The sequence below is a fragment of the Pseudomonas sp. HY13-MNA-CIBAN-0226 genome (assembly GCF_040310305.1).
GTDB classification, from domain to species: Bacteria; Pseudomonadota; Gammaproteobacteria; order Pseudomonadales; family Pseudomonadaceae; genus Aquipseudomonas; species Aquipseudomonas gregormendelii.
On record NZ_JBEOPS010000005.1, the window covers coordinates 77,384 to 100,577 of the forward strand.

Here is a 23,194-nt window from a genome sequence, read left to right on the forward strand (position 1 = left end):
TGGCGGGGACAAGCACCATTGCGCTCATGCGCTGCGGTTGTGTTCGTCACCGCCCGCCCTTATCTATTCCTTCCTTTCCCTTCTTGGTGCGTAATCCGATATGAGTTCCGCTCTGTCCATCCGGCAGCTAACCAAAACCTACGGCAACGGTTTCCAGGCCCTGAGTGGTATCGATCTGGATGTCGCCGAAGGTGATTTTTTCGCCTTGCTCGGCCCTAACGGTGCGGGCAAGTCCACGACCATCGGCATTCTCTCGACCCTGGTGAACAAGACCAGCGGCACGGTGAACATCTTCGGCCACGATTTGGACAAGAACCCGGCGGCGCTCAAGCGCTCCATCGGCGTCGTGCCCCAGGAATTCAACTTCAACCAGTTCGAAAAGACTTTCGACATTGTCGTGACCCAGGCCGGTTACTACGGCATCCCGCCGAAAATCGCCAAGGAGCGCGCCGAGCAGTACCTGACCCAGCTGGGGTTGTGGGACAAGCGCGATACGCCATCGCGGTCCCTGTCTGGCGGGATGAAGCGCCGGTTGATGATTGCCCGCGCGCTGGTTCACGAACCGCGCTTGCTGATCCTCGACGAGCCGACGGCGGGGGTGGACATCGAGTTGCGGCGCTCGATGTGGACCTTCCTCACCGAGCTGAACCAGAAAGGCATCACCATCATCCTCACCACCCATTATCTGGAAGAGGCTGAACAGCTGTGCCGCAACATCGGCATCATTGACCACGGCACCATCGTCGAGAACACCAGCATGAAGCAATTGCTGGGGCAGTTGCATGTGGAGACCTTCCTGCTCGATCTCAAGAACACCTTGAGCGTTGCGCCGCAGTTGCTTGGTTACCCGGCCAGGCTGGTCGACGGTCATACCCTTGAGGTCCAGGTCGACAAGGCCATGGGCATCACCGCGCTGTTCACCCAGCTTGCGCAGCAGAACATCGAAGTGTTGAGCCTGCGCAACAAAACCAATCGCCTTGAGGAGTTGTTCGTGTCCCTGGTGGAGAAAAATCTGTCGAAGGTGGCGGTATGAGTTCCGAGCTGCAACCCAACCTCGTTGCCCTGAACACCATCGTCTACCGCGAGGTCAGGCGCTTCACCCGAATCTGGCCGCAGACCTTGCTGCCGCCAGCGATCACCATGGTGCTGTACTTCGTGATCTTCGGGAACCTGATCGGTCGGCAGATTGGCGACATGGGTGGCTTCACCTATATGGAGTACATCGTGCCGGGCCTGATCATGATGTCGGTGATCACCAACTCCTACGGCAACGTGGTGTCGAGTTTCTTTGGCAGCAAGTTCCAGCGCTCCATCGAGGAATTGATGGTGTCGCCGGTGTCGCCGCACACGATTCTGATCGGCTACACCCTCGGGGGCGTGCTGCGTGGGTTGATGGTGGGGGTGATCGTGACCCTGTTGTCGCTGTTCTTTACCCATTTGCAGGTGCACCACCTGGGCGTGACCATCCTGGTGGTGGTGCTGACGGCAACGATCTTCTCGTTGCTGGGCTTTATCAACGCCGTGTTTGCGCGCAACTTTGATGACATTTCGATCATCCCGACCTTTGTGCTGACGCCATTGACGTACCTGGGCGGGGTGTTCTACTCGATTTCCCTGCTGCCGCCGTTCTGGCAGACCGTGTCCCTGGCGAACCCGGTGCTGCACATGGTCAATGCGTTTCGTTACGGCATCCTCGGAGTCTCGGACATCCGCATCAGCGTAGCGATCACCTTCATGCTGGTGGCGACCGTGGTGTTGTATATCGGTTGCGCGCGGTTGCTGGTAAGTGGCCGCGGGATGCGTACTTAAAGTAATCCTGGATAGACAAACGGCCTCCCATGCGGAGGCCGTTTTGCATCACGACATCCGGTTTTTCTTGCGCCGCCGCCACTGCCGCGCAACCCACCAGCGCCAGTACATCATCGTCAGGCAATAAGCCAAGGCTCCCAGCACCAGTCCCGTGACCACCGAACCCAGCAGGAATGGCTGCCACATCGTGGACAGCTCGCCGCTGATCCATTCCCAGGTCAGTTCGTCCGGCAAGTGCCGGGCAGGAATGTCCATCAACCAGGCGCCCGTCTGGTAGGTACAAAAGAACACGACCGGCATGGTGATTGGATTGGTCAGCCAGACCAGGCTGACGGCGATGGGGATATTGCCGCGCACCATGATGGCCAACGCCGCGGCCACCAGCATCTGCAAGGGAATGGGCAGGAAGGCGGCAAACAACCCCACGGCCATCGCCCGGGCAACGGAGTGGCGGTTGAGGTGCCACAGGTTCGGGTCATGCAGCAGGGTGCCAAGGAAGCGTAAGGACTTATGTTCCCTGATGCTCGTCGGATCTGGCATGTAGCGTTTGAATAAGCGCCGGGGCATAAGGCTTCTCGGTCGGTTAAGGCGGCAAGTATGTCTCGATTCTGTGAACCGCCCATTCAGACTTTGTGACAATTAATAACGACGGCCGTGCGATCCCCCGACTATGCCTAGTGGGTGGACTCCAAGGACGGGCGTATGCGCACAGGGATGATAGCGCTGGCGCTGGGTTTGCTGACCCTGCGTTTCTTACCGGCATTACCGCCGGTCTGGTTGTTGATACTGATGCCGATAGTGGGCCTGATGGTGCTGCCTTTTCGCGCCTATCCGCTGGCGTTTTTCCTGTTTGGCTTCACTTGGGCCTGTACCCAGGCGCAATGGGCGCTAAGCGATCGCTTGCCGATTCAGCTCGAGGGTGAAACCCGTTGGGTGGAGGGGACGGTCACGGGACTGCCGCAGAACGGCGAAGGTGTCGTGCGCTTTGAGCTGTCGGACAGCCATTCCCGGCGTACAAAGCTCCCGCAGCGGATGCGCCTGGCCTGGTACGACGGCCCTGCGGTGAATAGCGGGGAACGCTGGCGCCTGGCGGTCAAGCTGAAACGACCCATCGGGCTGCTCAATCCCCATGCTTTCGACTATGACGCCTGGCTGCTGGCGCAACGCATCGGCGCGACCGGCACGGTGAAGGCTGGCGAAAAACTCGCAGATGCCCGGGGAGCCTGGCGCGATAGCCTGCGCCAGCGCTTGCTGAGTGTAGATGCGCAGGGCCGCAGCGGCGCGCTGGCGGCCTTGGTGCTGGGTGACGGCAGCGGCCTGAGTCGCGAGGACTGGCAGGTGCTGCAAGACACCGGCACCGTGCATTTACTGGTGATTTCCGGGCAGCACATCGGTTTGCTGGCAGGCGTGATGTACTTGCTGATCGCGGGGCTTGCCCGTTATGGCATATGGCCGCGCCGTTTGTCCTGGCTGCCTTGGGCGTGCGGATTGGCATTTTCGGCGGCTCTTGGTTATGGCTTGCTTGCCGGCTTCGACGTACCGGTGCGCCGGGCCTGCGTGATGATCGGCCTGGTGCTGCTGTGGCGCCTGCGTTTGCGCCATCTCGGCGCCTGGTGGCCGCTGCTGCTGGCGCTGAACGGGGTCCTGTTGATGGACCCGCTGACGAGCCTGCAACCCGGTTTCTGGCTGTCCTTTGCGGCGGTGGCAGTGTTGATCTTCACCTTCGGCGGTCGGCTCGGCTCATTGCCCTGGTGGCAAACCTGGACTCGCGCCCAGTGGATGATCGCCATTGGTTTGAGTCCGCTTTTACTCATCCTCGGCCTGCCGATCAGCGTCAGTGGGCCGCTGGTCAATTTACTCGCGGTGCCCTGGATCAGTCTGTTGGTCCTGCCGCCTGCATTGCTTGGTACCTTGCTGCTGCCAATGCCTTATGTGGGCGAGGGGTTGCTGTGGCTCGCCGGGGGGCTGCTCGACTGGCTGTTCAAGGGCCTGGCGCAAGCGGCGGGGCAGGTGCCCGCCTGGGACCCTATGGCGATTGCGTTTTGGACCTGGGCGTTGGCCGCCGCCGGCGCCTTGCTGCTGCTGATGCCGGCGGGCGTGCCGCTGCGATGGCTGGGCTGGCCGATGCTGCTGTTACTGGTCTTGCCACCGCGTCCCACAATCGCCGAAGGCATTGCCGAGGTCTGGCTTCTGGACGTCGGCCAGGGCCTGGCGATCCTGGTGCGCACTCGTCATCACAACCTGTTGTATGACGCCGGGCCGCGTTCCGCGGGCATGGACATGGGCGCGCGAGTGGTGCTGCCGACGTTGCGCAAGCTGGGCTTGGAACAGCTTGACCTGATGCTGATCAGCCATGCTCACGCCGATCATGCCGGAGGCGCCAAGGCAGTGGTCGACGGAGTACCGGTCCGCAGGATAATGGGCGGCGAGCCCTTTCCCCCGGCAGATGGCCTGCTCGCAGATGCCTGCGAGAGCGGCGGGCACTGGAATTGGGACGGGGTGGGCTTCCGGCTCTGGCAGTGGGCGTCGGCGCAGGACAGCAACTCCCGATCCTGCGTGTTGCAAATCGAGGCCTCCGGCGAGCGGTTGCTGCTGACCGGTGATATCGAACGGGCCGCCGAGCAGGCATTGCTCGGCAGCCCGCTGGCCGTCGCCACTGACTGGTTGCAGGCTCCGCACCATGGCAGTCGCACTTCATCCTCGATGCCCCTGCTCAGCGTGCTCCAGCCCAAGGCGGTGCTGATCTCCCGCGGCAACGGCAATTCGTTCGGCCATCCGCACCCAACGGTGATAGCACGCTATCGAAAATTGGCAATGGGGATCTACGACAGTGCCCAGCAGGGCGCCGTTCATCTGCAACTGGGGACCTTCTCGGCACCGGCGACGATGCGTCAACACCGGCGCTTCTGGCGTGATCCGGCACCGCTGGCAGAATGACTGGCGGGCAGCGGGCCCCGACCGGTTGCGCCATCGTGGTCTTCGGTGCGAGAAGCCCCTATGGTAGAGTGGCGCACTTTTTCGAGGGGACTGTCACTGTGTGGGAATTGGTCAAATCCGGCGGCTGGATGATGCTGCCGATCATTCTGAGTTCCATCGTGGCCATGGCGATCGTTGTCGAGCGCCTGTGGACCCTGCGTGCCAGTCGTGTGACTCCGGAGCATTTGCTCGGCCAGGTCTGGGTCTGGATCAAGGACAAACAGCTCAATAAGGAAAAGCTCAAGGAATTGCGCGCCAATTCCCCTCTGGGCGAAATCCTCGCGGCTGGCCTGGCCAACTCCCGGCATGGTCGCGAAATCATGAAAGAGTGCATCGAGGAAGCTGCGGCGCGAGTCATTCACGAACTCGAACGCTACATCAACGCCCTGGGCACGATTGCCGCCATGGCGCCGTTGCTGGGCTTGCTCGGCACCGTGCTGGGCATGATCGATATCTTCAGTGCGTTCATGGGCACCGGCATGGGCACCAACGCGGCGGTACTCGCCGGTGGTATTTCCAAAGCCCTGATCACAACGGCCGCAGGCCTGATGGTCGGTATCCCGGCGGTGTTCTTCCACCGTTTCCTGCAACGCCGGATCGACGAACTGGTGGTGGGCATGGAACAGGAAGCGATCAAGCTGGTTGAGGTCGTACAGGGCGACCGTGATGTTGACCTGGCCGAGGGTAGAGCGTGAAATTCCGCCGCAAGCCTCGGGAAACGGTCGATATAAACCTCGCTTCGCTGATCGACGTGGTGTTTATCCTGCTGCTGTTTTTTGTCGTGACCACCACCTTCACCCGTGAAACCCAGCTGCGCGTCGACCTGCCGGAAGCCGTCAGCGGAACGCCTGCCGAAGATCAGCAGGTCAAGCACCTGGACGTGGCGATCAATGCTGAAGGCGCGTTTTCGGTGAATAACCAGGTCTTGCCCAAGAACGACCTGGCGACCCTGATGGACGCCCTGCAGAAAGAATCCAACGGCGACACCAGCCTGCCGCTGTCCATCAGCGCCGACGGCAAGACCCAGCATCAGTCGGTCATCATCGCCATGGATGCTGCCGGCAAGCTCGGTTTCAGCCACCTGCGCATGACCACTGTCGAGGCGGCGCCGCCCGCGCCCTGATGGCCATGTCCGATCGCTTGCTCGCCGCGTGGTACCAGGGACATCCGGCCCTGAAGCTGTTGCAGCCGCTGGAGTGGCTCTATCGCCGCGTGGTCACGAACAAGCGCAAGCGTTTCCTGGCGGGCGAGGGCGAGATCTATCAGCCGCCAGTGCCGTTGATCGTCGTCGGTAATATCACCGTCGGCGGCACGGGCAAGACTCCGCTGATTCTCTGGATGATCGAGCACTGCCAGCGTAGCGGGCTGCGCGTCGGGGTGGTCAGTCGGGGGTACGGCGCCAAACCACCGCAACTGCCATGGCGAGTCGCGGCGGATCAGGGCGCCGATACTGCGGGCGACGAGCCTCTGTTGATCGTCCAGCGCACCGGCGTACCCTTGATGATCGACCCGGACCGCAGTCAGGCGGTCAAGGCCTTGCTCGAGAGTGAACCGCTGGACCTGATCCTGTCGGACGACGGCATGCAGCATTATCGCCTGGCCCGTGACCTTGAGCTGGTGCTGATCGACGCTGCCCGTGGCCTGGGTAACCAGCGCTGCCTGCCCGCCGGGCCCCTGCGTGAGCCGGTCGAGCGCCTTGAGAGCGTCGATGCGGTGCTCTACAACGGCGCCGCTGACGATCGCCATGACGGGTTTGCGTTCCAGCTGCAACCTACCGCGCTGGTCAATCTGCGTAGCGGTGAACGGCGGCCGCTCGATCATTTTCCTGCGGGTCAGGCACTGCATGCCGTGGCCGGCATCGGTAATCCACAGCGTTTCTTCACGACCCTCGAAACGCTACACTGGAAGCCTGTACCGCACGCGTTCGCTGACCACGCCGAGTACAGCGTGCAGGCACTGAATTTCGCTCCGTCATTGCCTTTGGTAATGACTGAAAAGGACGCGGTGAAGTGCCGTGCCTTCGCCGCCGCCGATTGGTGGTACCTGACGGTCGATGCTGCGCCATCCCCGGCCTTTGTCGCCTGGTTCGATACGCAGCTGATGCGCCTGGTGCCGGACCGTCTTTTGCCTTAACTCCGTTTTATCCAGGGAATGCTCATGGACACCAAATTGCTCGATATCCTCGCTTGCCCCGTCTGCAAAGGCCCGCTCAAGCTCAGCGCTGACAAGACCGAGCTGATCAGCAAGGGCGCCGGCCTCGCTTATCCGATTCGCGACGGCATCCCGGTCATGCTCGAAACCGAAGCGCGCACCCTGACCACCGACGAGCGCCTGGATAAATGACCGCAGCCTTTACTGTCGTCATCCCATCGCGTTACGCCTCCACCCGTTTGCCTGGCAAGCCGCTGTTGCTGATCGCCGGCAAACCGATGATCCAGCACGTCTGGGAACAGGCGAGCAAAAGCAGCGCAGAGCGCGTGGTGGTGGCCACCGACGACCTGCGCATCGTCGAAGCCTGCAAAGGCTTTGGCGCTGAAGTGGTGCTGACGCGTGAAGATCACAACTCCGGTACCGATCGCCTGGCCGAAGTGGCGACGAAGCTGGGCCTGGCGCCCGACGCCATCGTGGTCAACGTGCAAGGTGACGAACCGCTGATTCCACCTGATGTGATCGATCAGGTCGCGGCCAACCTGGCAGCCCACACCGAAGCGCGCATGGCCACTCTGGCTGAGCCGATCGAAGATGTGGAAACCCTGTTCAACACTAATGTGGTCAAGGTGGTCAGTGACCTCAACGGTCTGGCGCTGACCTTCAGCCGAGCGACCTTGCCGTGGGCCCGCGATGACTTTGCCAGGAGTCGCGAGCAATTGCCGGAAGGCGTGCCGTACCGTCGCCACATCGGCATTTATGCTTACCGCGCCGGGTTCCTGCATGACTTCGTCAGCTGGGGCCCTTGCTGGCTGGAAAACACTGAATCCCTGGAACAACTAAGGGCCTTGTGGCACGGCGTGCGTATCCACGTGGCTGACGCTTTGATCGCGCCACCGACCGGCGTCGATACCGCTGAAGACCTGGAGCGGGTTCGTCGCCTGCTGGAGGCCTGATGCGGGTTCTGTTCGTCTGCCTGGGCAACATCTGCCGCTCGCCGACCGCCGAAGGCGTGCTGCGCCATAAACTGCGCGAGGCCGGGCTGGCGGGGCAAGTCGAGGTCGCCTCCGCCGGTACGGGCGACTGGCACGTCGGCAAGGCCCCGGATAAACGCAGCCAGGCCGCCGCCCGGCTACGCGGTTACGATTTGTCTGCCCTGCGCGCGCAGCAAGTCAGTCGTGCCGATTTCTCCATGTATGACCTAATCCTGGCGATGGATAACAGCAACCTGCGCAATCTCAAGGCATTGCAGCCTGCGAAGGGCAAGGCGGAGCTTGACCTGTTCCTGCGCCGCTATCAGTCGGAACTCGATGAAGTTCCAGACCCGTACTACGACGGCGACCAGGGCTTCGAGCAGGTATTGGACCTGATCGAGCGCGCCAGTGACCTGCTGGTGATCGAATTGAAGGGGCGGTTATGAGTCTGCAGGTGCAAGCCCGGGTATCGCTCAAACCGTACAACAGCTTTGGCGTGGATGTGCAGGCCCGCCTTTTTGCCCAGGCCCATAGTGACGACGACGTGCGCGACGCCCTGGTGTATGCCACGCAGCACGAGGTGCCATTGCTGGTAATCGGTGGGGGCAGCAACTTGCTGCTCACCGCCGATATCCAGGCGCTGGTGCTGCGCATGGCCACCCGCGGGATTCGCCTGCTCAGCGATAACGGCCAGCAGGTGGTGATCGAAGCCGAAGCCGGCGAGCCTTGGCATCCGTTTGTGCAACACACCCTGGCCCAGGGTTTGTCTGGCCTGGAAAACCTCAGCCTGATCCCCGGTACGGTCGGCGCGGCACCGATGCAGAACATCGGCGCTTATGGCGTGGAGATCAAGGACGTGTTTGCCGGCCTGACCGCGCTTGATCGCCGGACCGGCGAACTGCGCGACTTCAGCCTGGACGAGTGCAAGTTCGCCTACCGCGACAGCCTGTTCAAGCAGGAGCCGGGGCGCTGGTTGATCCTGCGGGTGCGCTTCAACCTGAACCGCGCTGAACACCTGCATTTGGAATACGGCCCGGTGCGTCAGCGCCTGACAGAGCAGGGCATTGACCGTCCGACTGCCGGCGACGTCAGCCAGGCGATCTGCAGCATTCGCAGCGAAAAACTGCCGGACCCTGCAGTACTGGGCAATGCTGGCAGTTTCTTCAAGAACCCTCTGGTACCGGCGGCGGTGGTCACCCGGCTCAAGGCTGAATTCCCGGACCTGGTGGCCTACGCGCAACCCGACGGGCAGATGAAGCTGGCGGCTGGATGGCTGATCGAGCGCGCAGGCTGGAAGGGCTTTCGCGAAGCCGACGCCGGTGTGCACAAGTTGCAGGCGCTGGTGCTGGTCAACTATGGCGCGGCCACTGGCCTGCAGTTGCTGGACCTGGCGCAACGGATCCAGAAAGACATTTGGCAACGATTCCAGGTCGAGCTGGAAATGGAGCCCAACAGATATTGAGGCTACGCTTTCAGCACTGCCCTGGAGGCCCTGCACATTTGTCGATGTGCAGGGCTTTTTTGTTAATCCTGGGTTAACTTAGCCGCCTAACGATACAAGCCATTTTGCTGCACCAAAGGCCCGATGCAGACGTCGCCGTCGGCATGAGAGAGCCTCCTTAGCCTGAGTCGATCTGCGTGATGCCAACCGCCAGCCTCTGGCGGCAGATTGCTCGACCCCATAACCGTCTTTAGATATGCGGGCGTGCCCATGATTACCCTGAAACTCAACGGTCAAGACCATCAACTCGATGTCACCGAGGACATGCCCCTGCTCTGGGCAATTCGCGACGTGGCCGGTTACAACGGCACCAAGTTTGGCTGCGGCATGGGCCTGTGTGGTGCCTGCACCATTCACATCGACGGCTCCCCGGCACGCAGTTGCATCACGCCGATCGGCTCGGTGATCGGCCAGGACGTTAGCACCATCGACAATTTGCACAGCGACCCCGTTGGGCAAGTCGTCCAGCAAGCCTGGCTCGACACAGCAGTGGCCCAGTGCGGGTTCTGCCAGGGCGGGCAGATCATGTCGGCGACAGCATTGCTCAAGGTCAACCCCAACCCCAGCGACGAGCAAATCGAAGAAGCGATGGTGGGCAACATTTGCCGTTGCGGCACCTACAACCGTATCAAGACCGCCATACGCCAAGCCTCCACCCACCTGAAGGAGGCCAAGGCATGAGCGGGCTACCGAATGATTTTGCGCTGAGCAATCTCAGCCGCCGTGGTTTCCTCAAGGGCGTAGGCGCTACCAGCGCGCTGGTGCTGGCCGCCAGTTGGGGTTGGCAGGACGCACTCGCCGCCGATAAAGAGCAGAAATTCGGCGCAGACGGTATGCCCAATGGCTGGATCGACGATCCAAAAGTATATGTCAGCATTGCCGCCGATGGCACCGTAACCGTGGTGTGCAACCGCTCGGAAATGGGCCAGGGCGTGCGCACCAGCCTGAGCATGGTGGTGGCGGACGAGCTGGATGCCGACTGGGCGATGGTCAAGGTGCAGCAGGCGCCCGGTGATGAAGTTCGCTATGGCAACCAGGACACCGACGGCTCGCGCAGCATGCGCCATTGGTACGAGCCGATGCGTCGTTGTGGCGCCGCTGCGCGCACGATGCTTGAGCAAGCCGCTGCCGAGCAGTGGAAAGTACCGGTAGGCGAGTGTCAGGCACAGTTGCACAAAGTCATTCACCAGCCCACCAAGCGTGAACTGGGTTACGGCGCCCTGGCGGCTGCCGCTGCTGCACTGGCAGTGCCGGCTCGCGACAGCCTGCGGCTTAAGCAGCCTGCGCAGTTTCGATACATCGGCAAGGAAGGCATCAAGGCGATCGATGGTGCCGACATCGTCAATGGTCGTGCAGTCTACGGCGCCGATGTGCACATCGAGGGCATGCTCTACGCGACCATTGCGCGCCCGGCGGTATATGGCGGCAAGGTCAAATCCGTTGACTCGAGTGCGGCGCTGAAAGTGCCTGGCGTGCTCAAGGTCATCAACATCGAAGGGCGGCCAATGCCGTCGGAGTTCCAGCCCCTGGGTGGCGTGGCCGTGATCGCCAGCAATACCTGGGCAGCGATCAAAGGGCGCGAAGCGCTGAAGATCGAGTGGGACGATGGCCCGAATGCCAGCTATGACTCGATCGCCTACCGCAAGGAGCTGGAAGCTGCATCGCTCAAGCCCGGCAAGGTCGTGCGCAACACCGGCAACATCGACGAGGCCATGGGCAACGCCGACACCACGCTGGAAGCGTCTTACTATCTGCCGCACCTGGCACAGTCCCCGATGGAGCCGATGGTAGCCATTGCGCGCTTCAAGGACGGCGTCTGCGAGGCCTGGGCGCCGAGCCAGGCACCCCAGGTGACGCGAGAGCGAATTGCCGAACGCCTCGGCGTCCCGTTCGATAACGTCACGGTCAACGTGACCCTGCTCGGCGGCGGCTTCGGACGCAAGTCCAAGCCGGATTTTGTCATCGAAGCGGCGATCCTCGCCAAGGAATTTCCCGGCAAGGCAGTGCGGGTGCAATGGACGCGTGAAGACGATATCCATTGTTCGTACTTTCATACCGTGTCGGCCGAGTACCTCAAAGCCAGCCTGAACAAGGACGGCCTGCCGTCCGGCTGGCTGCACCGCACCGTCGCGCCCAGTATCACGGCGCTGTTTGCACCGGGCATGAACCATGAAGCAGCGTTCGAGCTGGGCATGGGCTTCACCAACATGGCCTATGCGATCCCCAACGTGCGCCTGGAAAACCCCGAGGCCAAGGTGCATACCCGGGTGGGTTGGTACCGTTCGGTGTCGAACATTCCCCACGGCTTTGCGATCCAGAGTTTCGTCGATGAGTTGGCCCACAAGGCCGGCCGCGATCCGCTGGAGTACCAGATTAAACTGCTCGGCCCGGACCGCCAGATCGATCCGCGCACCTTGAGCGAAGAGTGGAACTACGGCGAGTCGCCGGAACGCTATCCGATTGATACCGGCCGTATGCGCAAGGTCCTGGAAACTGCGGCGAAGGCGGCGGGGTGGGGTCGTGACTTGCCCAAGGGCCGTGGCCTGGGCCTGGCGGTGCACTACAGTTTTGTCACCTATGTCGCGGCGGTGATCGAGGTTGAGGTCAAGGATGACGGCACGTTGATCGTGCATAAGGCGGATATCGCAGTGGACTGCGGCCCGCAGATCAACCCGGAGCGCATCCGCTCGCAATTCGAAGGTGCCTGTGTGATGGGCCTGGGTAATGCGGTGCTCGGCGAAATCAGCTTCAAGGACGGCAAGGTCCAACAGGATAACTTCCACATGTACGAAGTAGCACGCATGTCCCTGGCGCCGAAGGAGGTGGCGGTGCACATGGTCACTCCGCCGGGAGACGTGCCGCTTGGGGGCGTCGGCGAACCTGGCGTTCCACCGATTGCGCCGGCGCTGTGTAATGCGATTTTTGCTGCCACGGGCCAGCGTATTCGCAACTTGCCGGTGCGCTTCCAGTTACAGGGTTGGCAGAAGGCGCAAGCCTGATGGACAGCGTCGATCTGAATGTCCTGCGCAGCGTGCTGGAGTGGCGCAATGCGGGCCAGCGGGTGGTGCTGTACAGCGTGGTCCAGACGTGGGGCACTGCGCCCCGGGCACCTGGCGCCATGCTGGCGTTGCGTGAAGATGGCGTGGTGATCGGGTCTGTGTCCGGCGGCTGCGTCGAGGATGATCTGATTGCCCGCCTGCACGATGGGCGCATCCCGGCTGACGGACCGCCCGTGCAGTTGATCACCTACGGCGTGACTCGCGAGGAGGCTGCGCGCTTTGGCTTGCCTTGTGGCGGTACCTTGCGCCTGACTGAGGAGCGCGTAGGCGATCCGGCCTGGGTGGCACAGTTGCTGGCACGTTGCGAGGCGCACGAGATTGTGGCGCGCTCGCTGTCGATTGAAACCGGTGAGGTGTTGCTGGAGCCCGCAGACAAGTTGCAAACGCTGACCTTTGACGGCAAGACGCTGCGGGCCATTTATGGTCCGCGCTGGCGCCTGCTGCTGATCGGCGCAGGTCAACTGTCGCGATATGTCGCCGAGATGGCGCGGCTGCTGGATTTCGAGGTGCTGATCTGCGATCCGCGCAGCGAATTCGTCTATGGCTGGGAAGAGCAGCATGGACGCTTCGTCCCGGGCATGCCCGACGAAGCGGTACTGACTATCCAGACCGACGAGCGCACGGCCATTGTTGCGCTCACCCATGACCCGCGCCTGGATGACATGGCGCTGCTGACGGCGCTGGACTCCGATGCATTCTACGTGGGTGCGCTGGGGTCTCGGGTCAACAGCCTGAAGCGCCGGGATAATTTGGCTCAGCTAGGCTTGTCGGCAGCGGCCATTGAACGGCTGCACGGCCCGATCGGCTTGCACATTGGTAGCCATTCGCCAGCGGAAATCGCTTTGTCGCTGATGGCTGAAATTGTCGCAATCAAGAACGGCGTCGAACTCAAACAGAAGAAGCCCTTGCAGGAGGCGCCATGAGCGAACCCATCGCCGTCATCGTGCTGGCAGCGGGGCAGGGCGAGCGCTTTCGCCAGGTAGCGGGCGCCGACAAGGACAAGTTGCTGGCGGACTGTACCGGGCGCGACGGTGCTGTGCGGTCGGTCATCGAGCATGTCCTCGTGAACCTGCCGGCTAAGGCGGGCAAACAGGTTGTGGTTACCACTGCAGATCGTCCCCAGGTGATTCGCATGGCCCAGGCCTATGGGTTCGAGGTGGTCCTGATCGAGTCCACGGGCATGGGGGACAGCATTGCTGCCGGGGTGGCGGCGTGTCCGCAGCCCGGTGGTTGGTTGATTGTGCTGGGGGATATGCCCTTCATCCTGCCGTTGAGCATTGAGCGGGTGATAGCAGGGATGGCGGCTGACACTATCAGTGTGCCAGTGCATGACGGCGAGTATGGGCACCCGGTGGCGTTCGCGGATTCTTTCGGACCGGCGTTGATCGCGCTCTCGGGGGACGGCGGGGCCAGGCCGCTGTTCGCTACGGCCAGGGTGGTTGAAGTGGAGGTGGATGATCCTGGGGTGTTGTGGGATGTGGATGTGCCCGGGGCCCTGGTGTTTGTGTAAAACATCAAAAGATCGTCCGAACGCGGCCCGAGCCTTCGGACGATCTTTTGATCTTCAAGGTATAAAAAAGCCCCGCTCTGGATCACCAGGCGGGGCTTTTTGTCAGCCGTCGGAATCAGACGAGGGGTTTAGGCTCGTGCTCTTTTTCCTGGGCTTTTTCGTGTTGCTCTACCGCGTCCTGTACGGAACGTGGTGCTTCATCGATCACTGACGCTACAGGCTCGGCGACAACTTCAGCAGGGGCTTCAGCGACCACCGGTGCAGGCTCAACCACGGCTGGAGCAGCAGCGGCAGCCAATTCAGCTTCCTTCTGCAGACGCTCGGCTTCACGCTTGCGACGACGCACTTCACGCGGGTCGTTTGGCGCGCGACCATTTTCAGTCAGGGCGCTTGCCGGCGCGGCTTCGACCACAGGTGCAGCCACTTCGGCTACAACCGGGGCTTCAACCGGCACTTCGACCACTGGAGCAGGCTCTGCAGCCGCAACCACTGGCTCTGGCTCGTAAGCCGGAGTTTCAGCTACCGGGGCTGGTGTTTCTGCAACAGCTGGCTCGGCAACCCAGTTGAAAGCGGTTTGCTCTTCGCGAACTTCACGAATCGATTCGGTCACGGTTTCGCTGACCGTCTCGGCAGCAGGCTCTGCAATCACTGCTGGAGCTTCGACGACTGCCGCAGGTTGCGGTGCCGCTTCTACTTCAGGCTGCGCTTCACGAGCCGGCGCCACTTCGATTTCCGGCGAAGCGGTGGCTTCGACAGGCGAGGTCGCTTCAACCACTGGCGCTTCGACTGGAGCAGTGTCCAGGGTGGCAGCAGTAGCGCGTTCGGCTTGCTCGTTGGCCTGTGCTTCAGCTGGAGCACTGATCACCGAGCTGGCAACGGCTGCGGTAACAGCCAGGCCAGCGGCCAGGTCGTTAGCGCTTGGTGCGTCGGCAGTGGCTGCCACTTCGCCTTCAGCGGAGTCAGACTCTTCCGAACCTTCGATCACATTGCCGTTGGCATCACGCTGACGCTCGCGACGGTTGCTGCGACGACGCTGGCCGCGGGAGCGACGGCGTGGACGATCGCCTTCGGCGCCTTCCTGTCCGTCTTCCTGCAGTTGCTCTTCGTTGGACAGCAGTTCTTCTTCGGCTACTGGAGCTGCTGCTTGCTCGGCACGTGGCTGACGTTCTTCACGCGGTGGGCGTGGAGCACGTTCTTCGCGTGGCTGGCGAGCCGGACGCTCTTCGGTGGTAGCGACAGCGACAGCGGCTGGAGCAACAGCGTCCAGGGGTTCGCGTAATTCGCGTACACGTTCTTCACGCTCGCCACGTGGCTTGCGGTCTTCACGTGGAGCGCGCGGTGCACGTTCCTCACGCGGTGCGCGTGGTGCACGCTCTTCACGTGGCGCGCGTTCTTCGCGGACTACTGCCGGCGTTTCTTCACGAGCTTCGCGTGGTTCACGAGCTTCCCGTGGAGCGCGTTCTTCACGCGGTGCACGTTCTTCGCGAGGCTTGCGCTCTTCGTCGCGGCGACCGTTACGGTTGCGGCTCTGCTGACGACCGTTGCGACGCTCTTCGTTACGAGCCGGACGCTCGGTGGTCGCAGGCTTTTCAACCACAACCGGTGCGGCGGGCTCTTCCTTGGTTGCAAACAGGCTGACCAGCGACTTCACCAGGCCCTTGAACAGGCTTGGCTCTGGCACGGCGGCCGGTGCAGCCACAGGCGCGGCAGCAACAACTTCGGCAGGAACCGGCGCATTGGCGCGGGCAGGGGCCGTCTTGACTGCAGCTTCCTGGCGAACCAGGGTGCGGGTCGCAGCGGCTGGCTGGACTTCTTCCACTTCGGCAGCGGCAGCAGCGATTTCGTAGCTGGACTGGTTGATGTGGGCTTCCGGGCTGTCATCGCGCAGACGCTGAACTTCGAAGTGCGGCGTTTCGAGATGATCGTTCGGTAGAATGACGATGCGGGCACGGGTGCGCAGTTCGATCTTGGTGATCGAGTTGCGTTTTTCGTTGAGCAGGAACGCGGCGACCGGGATCGGCACTTGTGCACGAACTTCGGCGGTGCGGTCTTTCAGGGCTTCTTCTTCGATCAGGCGCAGGATCGCCAGCGACAGCGATTCAACGTCACGGATGATGCCGGTGCCGTTGCAACGCGGGCAAACGATGCCGCTGCTTTCGCCCAACGATGGACGCAGGCGCTGACGGGACATTTCCAACAGGCCGAAGCGCGAGATGCGACCGACTTGCACGCGAGCGCGGTCGGCTTCCAGGCATTCGCGGACTTTCTCTTCCACGGCGCGCTGGTTCTTGGCAGGGGTCATGTCGATGAAGTCGATGACGATCAGGCCGCCGATGTCGCGCAAGCGCAACTGACGGGCGATTTCTTCAGCAGCTTCAAGGTTGGTCTGCAGCGCGGTTTCTTCGATGTCGCTGCCTTTGGTGGCGCGCGCCGAGTTGATGTCGATGGACACCAGGGCTTCGGTCGGATCGATGACGATGGAACCGCCGGAAGGCAGTTCGACGACACGCTGGAAAGCGGTCTCGATCTGGCTTTCGATCTGGAAACGGTTGAACAGCGGAACGCTGTCTTCGTACAGCTTGATCTTGCTGGCGTACTGCGGCATCACCTGGCGGATGAAGGTCAGGGCTTCGTCCTGGGCTTCGACGCTGTCGATCAGCACTTCGCCGATGTCCTGGCGCAGGTAATCGCGGATGGCGCGGATGATCACGTTGCTTTCCTGGTAGATCAGGAACGGCGCGGAGCGATCGAGCGAGGCTTCTTTGATGGCGGTCCAGAGTTGCAGCAGGTAATCGAGGTCCCACTGCATTTCTTCACTGCTGCGACCAAGGCCGGCAGTGCGCACGATCAGACCCATGTCAGCCGGGGCAACCAGGCCGTTCAGGGCTTCACGCAGTTCGTTGCGCTCTTCGCCTTCGATGCGACGGGAGATGCCGCCAGCACGCGGGTTGTTCGGCATCAGCACCAGGTAACGACCGGCCAGGCTGATGAAGGTGGTCAGGGCGGCGCCCTTGTTGCCACGTTCTTCTTTTTCGACCTGGACAATGACTTCCTGGCCTTCGCTCAGGACGTCCTTGATGTTGACGCGGCCTTCCGGGGCTTTCTTGAAGTATTCGCGGGAGATTTCTTTGAGGGGCAGGAAGCCGTGGCGCTCAGAGCCGAAATCGACAAAGGCAGCCTCAAGGCTTGGTTCGATGCGAGTAATCCGGCCTTTATAGATGTTGGCCTTCTTCTGCTCGCGTGCACCGGATTCGATGTCCAGGTCGTAGAGGCGCTGGCCATCTACCAGTGCAACACGCAACTCTTCGGGTTGAGTTGCGTTAATCAGCATTCTTTTCATGTAGTACCGTCGGTTTCCGGGCTGCCGGAAACGGCGTTCGGCACACACGACTTCTCATGGTCGGTGTCAGGTGCGTCGGGAGTGGTTGGCCATTCCCGTGTCCAGCGATGTCCGGCCAATGTGGGCCTTCGTCGCGACGTACGCGTCCTGCTTGCTGTGGCTACTTAAGCACTCAGTCAGGAGGAGGAATCAACCATTGGCTGTGGACGAGATGAAGCGTCTTGAAAAAGCCTATTGCTACACAGTCCAGCGGTTGTGCATCTCCACCCTACACGTATCCCTGAAAATTCGGGTGCTGCCGCGCGCAGAATCCGCAGCGGGTTGGCATTTACCGTGAGCTCCAAAAGGGGAGGTCACGCATCATGGCTAATTTAGGCGTTGTTTCCGAAACCTTCGCTCGGGGTCATTCGCAACTGACTGCACTTTGTGAACTGGCCATGAATATTGGCTCGCAAGGCGAGTGAAAACTCTGCCCTGCGGCTTGATTCAGGCCTCATGTCACCTGCGCTCGTTACAGCTGCAAACTCCACCGTTAAGTAGCGAAAGCCCCGTAGGACGGCCTCGCGTCCTGGTGAATTGCATTGGTCAGGGCCGGTTTTAGACCGTTGGTCCGCTGTCCAGGCCGCTTTTGGCGGCGTTCGCGACTATAGCAGTAATGATTAAGTGCTTCAATTCCATAAAAAATTGATATCATCTGCGCCATGACGACTACTGCCCCCTCGACCCCAAGCGTACAACTGCTTGAGGTCTCGCCGGAATATGCCGGCCAACGTATTGATAACTTCCTTCTCGCTCGGCTCAAAGGCGTGCCCAAGACCTTGATCTATCGCATTTTGCGTAAAGGCGAAGTGCGAGTGAACAAAGGTCGGATCAAGCCCGAATACAAGCTGCAGGCGGGCGATATCGTGCGCGTGCCGCCTGTGCGCGTGCCCGAGCGCGACGAGCCGGTGCCGCTGGCACAAGGCCTGCTGCAGCGCCTCGAAGCCTCGATTATCTTCGAGGACAAGGCCCTGATCGTGATCAACAAGCCTTGTGGTATTGCGGTTCACGGCGGTAGCGGTCTGACCTACGGCGTGATCGAAGCCTTCCGTCAGTTGCGCCCCGATTGCAAGGAGCTCGAGCTCGTTCACCGACTTGACCGAGACACCTCTGGCCTGCTGATGATTGCCAAGAAACGCAGCATGCTGCGTCACTTGCACACGGCCTTGCGCGGTGATGGCGTGGACAAGCGCTACATGGCGCTGGTTCGTGGCAACTGGGCCGCCTCGATCAAGCAAGTCCGTGCCTCGCTGGGCAAGAGCAACCTGCGTTCCGGCGAGCGCATGGTCGAGGTCGACGAGGAGGAGGGCAAGGAGTCCGTGACCGTGTTCAAGGTGCTAAGGCGCTTCGGCGACTTTGCGACCATGGTCGAAGCCAGGCCAATCACCGGCCGCACCCACCAGATCCGCGTGCACACCCTGCATGCCGGGCACTGCATCGCTGGCGACCCGAAATACGGGGATGAGGGTTTCAGCAAGGAAATCCGCGACCTGGGTGGCAAGCGACTGTTCCTCCACGCTTATCTGCTGACCGTGCCGCTGCCTGATGGTGGCGAGCTGAAGTTGCAGGCGCCGGTGGATGAAATGTGGGCCAAGACTGTGGAGCGCCTGAGTGCACCCCTCTGATTGCAAACTGCTGATATTTGACTGGGACGGGACGCTCGCGGACTCCATCGGGCGGATTGTCGAGGCCATGCATGTGGCCTCAGAGCGCTCAGGATTTGAGCTGCGCGATGATTTTGCCGTCAAGGGCATCATCGGTCTCGGTTTGCCGGAAGCGATTCGCACCCTGTACCCGCACATCAGCGAGGGTGAGCTGATCGCCTTTCGGGGGTATTACGCCGATCACTACATCGCCGCCGAAGCCGTGCCTTCGCCCTTGTTCGAGGGTGTGCTCGAGTCGATGGAGGCCTTTCGCGCCGAGGGTTATCATCTGGCTGTTGCAACCGGCAAGGCCCGTCGCGGGCTCGACCGGGTATTGAAGGCACACGGCTGGGAAAAATATTTCGACATCACTCGTGCGGCGGATGAAACTGCCAGCAAGCCCCATCCTCTGATGCTGGAGCAGATCCTCGCGCACTGCGACGTTCGCCCGGAGCAGGCAATGATGGTTGGCGATTCCTCTTTCGACCTGCAGATGGCCCGCAATGCCGGTATGGCGTCGGTAGCGGTCAGTTACGGCGCTCAATCGATCGAGGCGCTGAAGCTGTTCGAGCCGCGACTGGCGATTGATCGTTTTTCAGAATTGCATGCCTGGCTGAATCAACAGGCTTAACAGGTTTTTTGGGGTAGATGGCATGACCGACGAATGGAAGGCGCCCGCCAAGGCGGATGCGCAGAGCGGTGACGAGAAAAGCTGGAGGTTGCTGGAAAAGACCTTGTTGGCCAGCGTGCAGGAACAGCGCCGGTCCCGTCGCTGGGGGATTTTCTTCAAGCTGCTGACCTTTGTGTACCTGTTTGGCGCTTTGATGCTGTTCACGCCGCTGATGGACATGGAAAAAGCCGCCACTCGCAGTGCCAACTACACCGCGCTGATCGAGGTCACTGGTGTGATCGCCGACAAGGAGCAGGCCAGCGCCGATAACATCGTTGGCAGCCTGCGAGCGGCCTTCGAGGATGACAAGGTCAAGGGCGTGGTCCTGCGGATCAACAGCCCGGGCGGCAGCCCGGTGCAATCAGGCTATGTGTACGACGAGATTGTTCGCCTGCGTGCGCTGCATCCTGATACCAAGGTGTATGCGGTTATCTCCGACCTGGGGGCGTCCGGCGCTTACTACATTGCCAGTGCGGCCGATCAGATCTACGCGGACAAGGCCAGCCTGGTGGGGTCCATCGGGGTGACTGCGGCCGGTTATGGTTTCGTCGGCACCATGGAGAAGCTGGGCGTGGAGCGCCGGACCTATACGTCTGGCGAGCACAAGTCCTTCCTCGATCCGTTCCAGCCGCAGAAGCCTGATGAGACTCGGTTCTGGCAGGGCGTGCTCGATACCACCCATCAGCAATTCATCAATAGTGTGAAGAAGGGTCGTGGCGATCGCCTGAAAGACAAGGAGCACCCGGAGCTGTTCTCTGGCTTGGTCTGGTCGGGTGAGCAGGCGCTACCGCTGGGGTTGATCGATGGCCTGGGCAGTGCCAGTTCGGTGGCTCGCGATGTCATTGGCGAGAAAGAACTGGTGGATTTTACCGTTCAGGAGTCGACGTTCGACCGCTTCTCGAAGAAGCTCGGCGCCAGCGTGGCTGAACAATTGGCGATGTGGATGGGTTTCAACGGCCCGTCGTTGCGTTAAGCCGTTTAAAAGATCTTTTGCTTTCAAGGGACTTGTAAGCCCTCGACCAGCAGCATATCGATCAGCCGAATCAGCGGCAGGCCGATCAGGCTGGTGGCGTCAGGGCCTTCGGTGCGCTGAAACAGGCTCACCCCCAATCCTTCGGCCTTGAAGCTGCCTGCGCAGTCGTAGGGCTGCTCTGCATGCAGGTAACGCTCGATGCTTGCCTGGTCGAGGGTGCGCATGTGCACCGTGAACGGTACGCAATCCACCTGGCAATGCCCGGTCTGGCTGTTGAGCAGGGCCAGGCCCGTGAGAAAGGTCACGCTGGCGCCGCTGGCGGCGATTAACTGATCCCGCGCGTTCTCGAACGTGTGCGGTTTGCCGACGATGCGCTCGCCGAGCACCGCGACCTGGTCGGAACCAATGATCAGGTGGTCGGGAAAAGTGCCAGCCAGCGCCTGGGCTTTTTCCCTGGCCAGGCGCTTGACCAGTTCAATGGCCGGCTCTTGCGGGCGATGACTTTCATCGATATCTGGCGAGCTGCAGACGAACGGCAACCGCAGGCGGGCCAGCAATTCCCGGCGGTAAACCGAGCTTGAAGCGAGTAATAAGGGCAGCATGCGCAACTCCAGAAGTCAGTTGCGAATTCTAGCGAGGCTTCCAAGTGACGCACAGGGCTGAATTTCCTTTGACATGGCTGGGTGCATCCCTATAATGCTGCGCCTATGTTGAATGACCCGATTCCACCTCACGTTGACCCGCGCAAATTGGCTGACCGTGGCACCACCCTTCAAGGTGAACTGCTGCTGGCCGATTTGGAGAGACTCTGCGACCCGCTTTCCGACACTGTCGGTACGGTGCAGGCGAAATTCGTTTTTGAACGAGATGAACGTAAGTCTGTGGTAATCCACAGTTTTATCGACACCGAAGTCAAAATGGTTTGCCAGCGTTGTCTTGAGCTGGTCACCCTGCCGATCCATAGCGAATGCAGTTATGCTGTGGTAAAGGAGGGTGCGAATACCCAGTCGTTGCCGAAAGGTTATGACGTGCTGGAACTGGGCGAAGATCCATTGGATCTGCAGTCACTGATCGAGGAGGAGCTTCTGCTCGCCTTGCCCATTGTGCCTGCTCATCATCCGGAAGAATGCCAGCAGCCGGCGGGTCTCGATGAGCCCGAACCGAGCGAGGACGAGGTAACGCGGTCCAACCCGTTCAGTGTATTGGCGCAGTTAAAGCGTGACCCAAACGTTTAGGAGTTAATCAATTATGGCTGTTCAGCAGAACAAAAAATCCCGCTCTGCCCGTGACATGCGTCGTTCGCACGACGCCCTGACGGCAAGCACTCTGTCTGTAGAAAAAACCACCGGTGAAATTCACCTGCGTCACCACGTATCGCCAGAAGGCGTATACCGTGGCCGTAAAGTGATCGACAAGGGCGCTGACGAGTAATCACTTGTCTGCTCAAGTCATCGCGATTGACGCAATGGGCGGGGACTTCGGTCCCCGCAGCATTGTTCAGGCCAGCCTCGCTTGTCTGAATGCTACGCCCTCGCTGCACCTGACCCTCGTCGGTCAACCCTCTCTCCTTGAAGAATTGCTCGCTGGCCAATCGGCTGCGGATCGCGTGCGCCTGTCTATCGTGCCCGCCAGCGAAGTCATTACCATGGACGAGAAACCGGCCCAGGCATTGCGTGGCAAGCCGGATTCGTCGATGCGCGTCGCGCTGGAGCTGTTGCGCGATGGCAAGGTCCAGGCCTGTGTCAGTGCCGGTAATACCGGGGCGTTGATGGCGTTGTCACGATTCGTGCTCAAGACCTTGCCGGGCATTGATCGGCCGGCGATGGTGGCGGCGATTCCGACGCAGACGGGCTATTGCCAGCTGCTCGACCTCGGGGCCAACGTCGATTGCAGCGCCGCACACCTGCTGCAGTTTGCGGTGATGGGCTCGGTGGCGGCCGAGACGCTGGGTATCGTCCGCCCGCGAGTCGCTTTGCTGAACATCGGCACCGAGCACATCAAGGGTAATCAGCAGGTCAAGCTGGCCGCCGCTTTGTTGCAGGAGGCGCGGGGCATCAACTACATCGGTTTTGTCGAGGGCGACGGCCTGTATCGCGGTGAAGCGGATGTGGTGGTCTGTGACGGCTTCGTCGGCAATATCCTGCTCAAATCCAGCGAAGGCCTGGCCACCATGATTGCCGGGCGTATTGAAGCGTTGTTCAAGAAGAATCTCGCTTCGCGCATGGTCGGTGCCTTGGCGTTGCCGTTGATGAGGCGCCTGCAGGCCGATCTGGCCCCTGCGCGACACAATGGCGCGAGCTTTCTCGGCCTGCAGGGCATTGTGGTGAAAAGTCACGGCTCGGCCGGGGTTCAAGGATTTCAGAGTGCTATATCCCGTGCGTTGATCGAGATCCAGGAAAACCTGCCGGAACGCATCCACGGTCGTCTGGAGGATTTGTTGCTTTAGGCGTTTTCGTCGGACAATGCTTAAATGTGACCGCTCAGTTCAATTGGCCATCCAACTGTCAGTTTCTTGCGTCCCCCAGTCGGGACGTCAATTCTCCGACGACAAG

General features: G+C 61.2%; 23 protein-coding genes. 20 read left to right on the plus strand and 3 right to left on the minus strand.

From position 1 onward, the window contains the following. The first annotated feature begins 100 nt into the window (after window positions 1-100). On the plus strand, window positions 101-1,033 hold the full coding sequence (locus AAEZ05_RS07050; protein WP_045061744.1) for an ABC transporter ATP-binding protein: 933 nt from the start codon (window positions 101-103) through the stop codon (window positions 1,031-1,033). Beyond that, window positions 1,030-1,809 carry an ABC transporter permease gene (locus tag AAEZ05_RS07055; RefSeq protein ID WP_122839120.1) on the plus strand — a complete coding sequence of 260 codons (780 nt, stop codon included), beginning with the start codon at window positions 1,030-1,032 and terminating at the stop codon, window positions 1,807-1,809. The genes AAEZ05_RS07050 and AAEZ05_RS07055 overlap by 4 nt, the downstream gene beginning before the upstream one ends. A gap of 48 nt (window positions 1,810-1,857) precedes the next feature. Here AAEZ05_RS07055 and AAEZ05_RS07060 read toward each other — a convergent pair whose 3' ends face one another. Beyond that, entirely contained in the window at window positions 1,858-2,376 is a 519-nt protein-coding gene (locus AAEZ05_RS07060) for a DUF2062 domain-containing protein (protein ID WP_045061742.1), read from the minus strand. Window positions 2,377-2,511: 135 nt separating this feature from the next. Here AAEZ05_RS07060 and AAEZ05_RS07065 point away from each other — a divergent pair, with 135 nt between their 5' ends. From AAEZ05_RS07065 to AAEZ05_RS07120, 12 genes are all read left to right on the plus strand, one after another. Beyond that, complete coding sequence (locus AAEZ05_RS07065; protein WP_350646853.1) at window positions 2,512-4,746, plus strand: DNA internalization-related competence protein ComEC/Rec2; 2,235 nt, start codon at window positions 2,512-2,514, stop codon at window positions 4,744-4,746. Between the two features lie 98 nt (window positions 4,747-4,844). Continuing rightward, window positions 4,845-5,480 carry a flagellar polar localization protein PocA gene (gene pocA, locus AAEZ05_RS07070; protein WP_163019410.1) on the plus strand — a complete coding sequence of 212 codons (636 nt, stop codon included), beginning with the start codon at window positions 4,845-4,847 and terminating at the stop codon, window positions 5,478-5,480. Next, entirely contained in the window at window positions 5,477-5,908 is a 432-nt protein-coding gene (gene pocB / locus AAEZ05_RS07075; RefSeq protein WP_045061739.1) for a flagellar polar localization protein PocB, read from the plus strand. The genes pocA and pocB overlap by 4 nt, the downstream gene beginning before the upstream one ends. Next, entirely contained in the window at window positions 5,908-6,918 is a 1,011-nt protein-coding gene (lpxK, locus tag AAEZ05_RS07080; protein ID WP_350600218.1) for a tetraacyldisaccharide 4'-kinase, read from the plus strand. The genes pocB and lpxK overlap by 1 nt, the downstream gene beginning before the upstream one ends. Before the next feature lie 24 nt (window positions 6,919-6,942). Next, window positions 6,943-7,128, plus strand: coding sequence for a Trm112 family protein (locus AAEZ05_RS07085; protein WP_007945752.1), 186 nt, complete (start codon window positions 6,943-6,945; stop codon window positions 7,126-7,128). Next, window positions 7,125-7,889: a 3-deoxy-manno-octulosonate cytidylyltransferase gene (gene kdsB / locus AAEZ05_RS07090; RefSeq protein WP_045061737.1), complete on the plus strand. Its 765-nt coding sequence runs from the start codon at window positions 7,125-7,127 to the stop codon at window positions 7,887-7,889. The genes AAEZ05_RS07085 and kdsB overlap by 4 nt, the downstream gene beginning before the upstream one ends. Then, window positions 7,889-8,353, plus strand: a complete 465-nt coding sequence (locus tag AAEZ05_RS07095) for a low molecular weight protein-tyrosine-phosphatase (protein WP_350646854.1) — start codon at window positions 7,889-7,891, stop codon at window positions 8,351-8,353. The genes kdsB and AAEZ05_RS07095 overlap by 1 nt, the downstream gene beginning before the upstream one ends. Continuing rightward, complete coding sequence (gene murB / locus AAEZ05_RS07100) at window positions 8,350-9,369, plus strand: UDP-N-acetylmuramate dehydrogenase (protein WP_350646855.1); 1,020 nt, start codon at window positions 8,350-8,352, stop codon at window positions 9,367-9,369. The genes AAEZ05_RS07095 and murB overlap by 4 nt, the downstream gene beginning before the upstream one ends. 249 nt (window positions 9,370-9,618) lie before the next feature. Beyond that, window positions 9,619-10,089, plus strand: a complete 471-nt coding sequence (locus AAEZ05_RS07105) for a (2Fe-2S)-binding protein (RefSeq protein ID WP_045061734.1) — start codon at window positions 9,619-9,621, stop codon at window positions 10,087-10,089. Then, window positions 10,086-12,407 carry a xanthine dehydrogenase family protein molybdopterin-binding subunit gene (locus AAEZ05_RS07110; RefSeq protein WP_350600215.1) on the plus strand — a complete coding sequence of 774 codons (2,322 nt, stop codon included), beginning with the start codon at window positions 10,086-10,088 and terminating at the stop codon, window positions 12,405-12,407. Before AAEZ05_RS07105 ends, AAEZ05_RS07110 begins: the two co-directional genes overlap by 4 nt. After that, window positions 12,407-13,390, plus strand: coding sequence for an XdhC family protein (locus AAEZ05_RS07115; RefSeq protein ID WP_205892107.1), 984 nt, complete (start codon window positions 12,407-12,409; stop codon window positions 13,388-13,390). The genes AAEZ05_RS07110 and AAEZ05_RS07115 overlap by 1 nt, the downstream gene beginning before the upstream one ends. Next, on the plus strand, window positions 13,387-13,977 hold the full coding sequence (locus AAEZ05_RS07120) for a nucleotidyltransferase family protein (RefSeq protein ID WP_350646856.1): 591 nt from the start codon (window positions 13,387-13,389) through the stop codon (window positions 13,975-13,977). The genes AAEZ05_RS07115 and AAEZ05_RS07120 overlap by 4 nt, the downstream gene beginning before the upstream one ends. Before the next feature lie 115 nt (window positions 13,978-14,092). Here AAEZ05_RS07120 and rne read toward each other — a convergent pair whose 3' ends face one another. Next, entirely contained in the window at window positions 14,093-17,317 is a 3,225-nt protein-coding gene (gene rne / locus AAEZ05_RS07125) for a ribonuclease E (protein WP_350646857.1), read from the minus strand. A 701-nt stretch (window positions 17,318-18,018) separates the two neighbouring features. Between rne and rluC the strand changes: the two genes are divergently transcribed. Genes rluC through sppA form a run of 3 tightly spaced genes read left to right on the plus strand, consistent with a single transcriptional unit; the run spans window position 18,019 to window position 20,642 of the window. Next, complete coding sequence (rluC, locus tag AAEZ05_RS07130; RefSeq protein ID WP_045061729.1) at window positions 18,019-18,981, plus strand: 23S rRNA pseudouridine(955/2504/2580) synthase RluC; 963 nt, start codon at window positions 18,019-18,021, stop codon at window positions 18,979-18,981. After that, complete coding sequence (locus AAEZ05_RS07135; protein WP_045061728.1) at window positions 18,968-19,630, plus strand: HAD-IA family hydrolase; 663 nt, start codon at window positions 18,968-18,970, stop codon at window positions 19,628-19,630. The genes rluC and AAEZ05_RS07135 overlap by 14 nt, the downstream gene beginning before the upstream one ends. 22 nt (window positions 19,631-19,652) lie before the next feature. After that, window positions 19,653-20,642 (plus strand): signal peptide peptidase SppA, encoded by a 990-nt coding sequence (sppA, locus tag AAEZ05_RS07140; protein ID WP_350646858.1) that lies wholly within the window; start codon window positions 19,653-19,655, stop codon window positions 20,640-20,642. Window positions 20,643-20,665: 23 nt separating this feature from the next. Here the strand turns inward: sppA and AAEZ05_RS07145 are convergent, their stop codons facing one another. After that, on the minus strand, window positions 20,666-21,244 hold the full coding sequence (locus tag AAEZ05_RS07145; protein ID WP_350646859.1) for a Maf family protein: 579 nt from the start codon (window positions 21,242-21,244) through the stop codon (window positions 20,666-20,668). Between the two features lie 105 nt (window positions 21,245-21,349). Between AAEZ05_RS07145 and AAEZ05_RS07150 the strand changes: the two genes are divergently transcribed. The 3 genes from AAEZ05_RS07150 to plsX are packed head-to-tail and all read left to right on the plus strand — an operon-like array spanning window position 21,350 to window position 23,088. Then, a complete protein-coding gene (locus AAEZ05_RS07150) occupies window positions 21,350-21,877 on the plus strand; it encodes a YceD family protein (protein WP_004371317.1) in 528 nt (175 codons plus the stop codon). A gap of 13 nt (window positions 21,878-21,890) precedes the next feature. After that, window positions 21,891-22,073 (plus strand): 50S ribosomal protein L32, encoded by a 183-nt coding sequence (gene rpmF, locus AAEZ05_RS07155; RefSeq protein WP_008152339.1) that lies wholly within the window; start codon window positions 21,891-21,893, stop codon window positions 22,071-22,073. A 4-nt stretch (window positions 22,074-22,077) separates the two neighbouring features. Next, window positions 22,078-23,088 carry a phosphate acyltransferase PlsX gene (gene plsX / locus AAEZ05_RS07160; RefSeq protein ID WP_082069239.1) on the plus strand — a complete coding sequence of 337 codons (1,011 nt, stop codon included), beginning with the start codon at window positions 22,078-22,080 and terminating at the stop codon, window positions 23,086-23,088. Window positions 23,089-23,194: the final 106 nt, after the last annotated feature.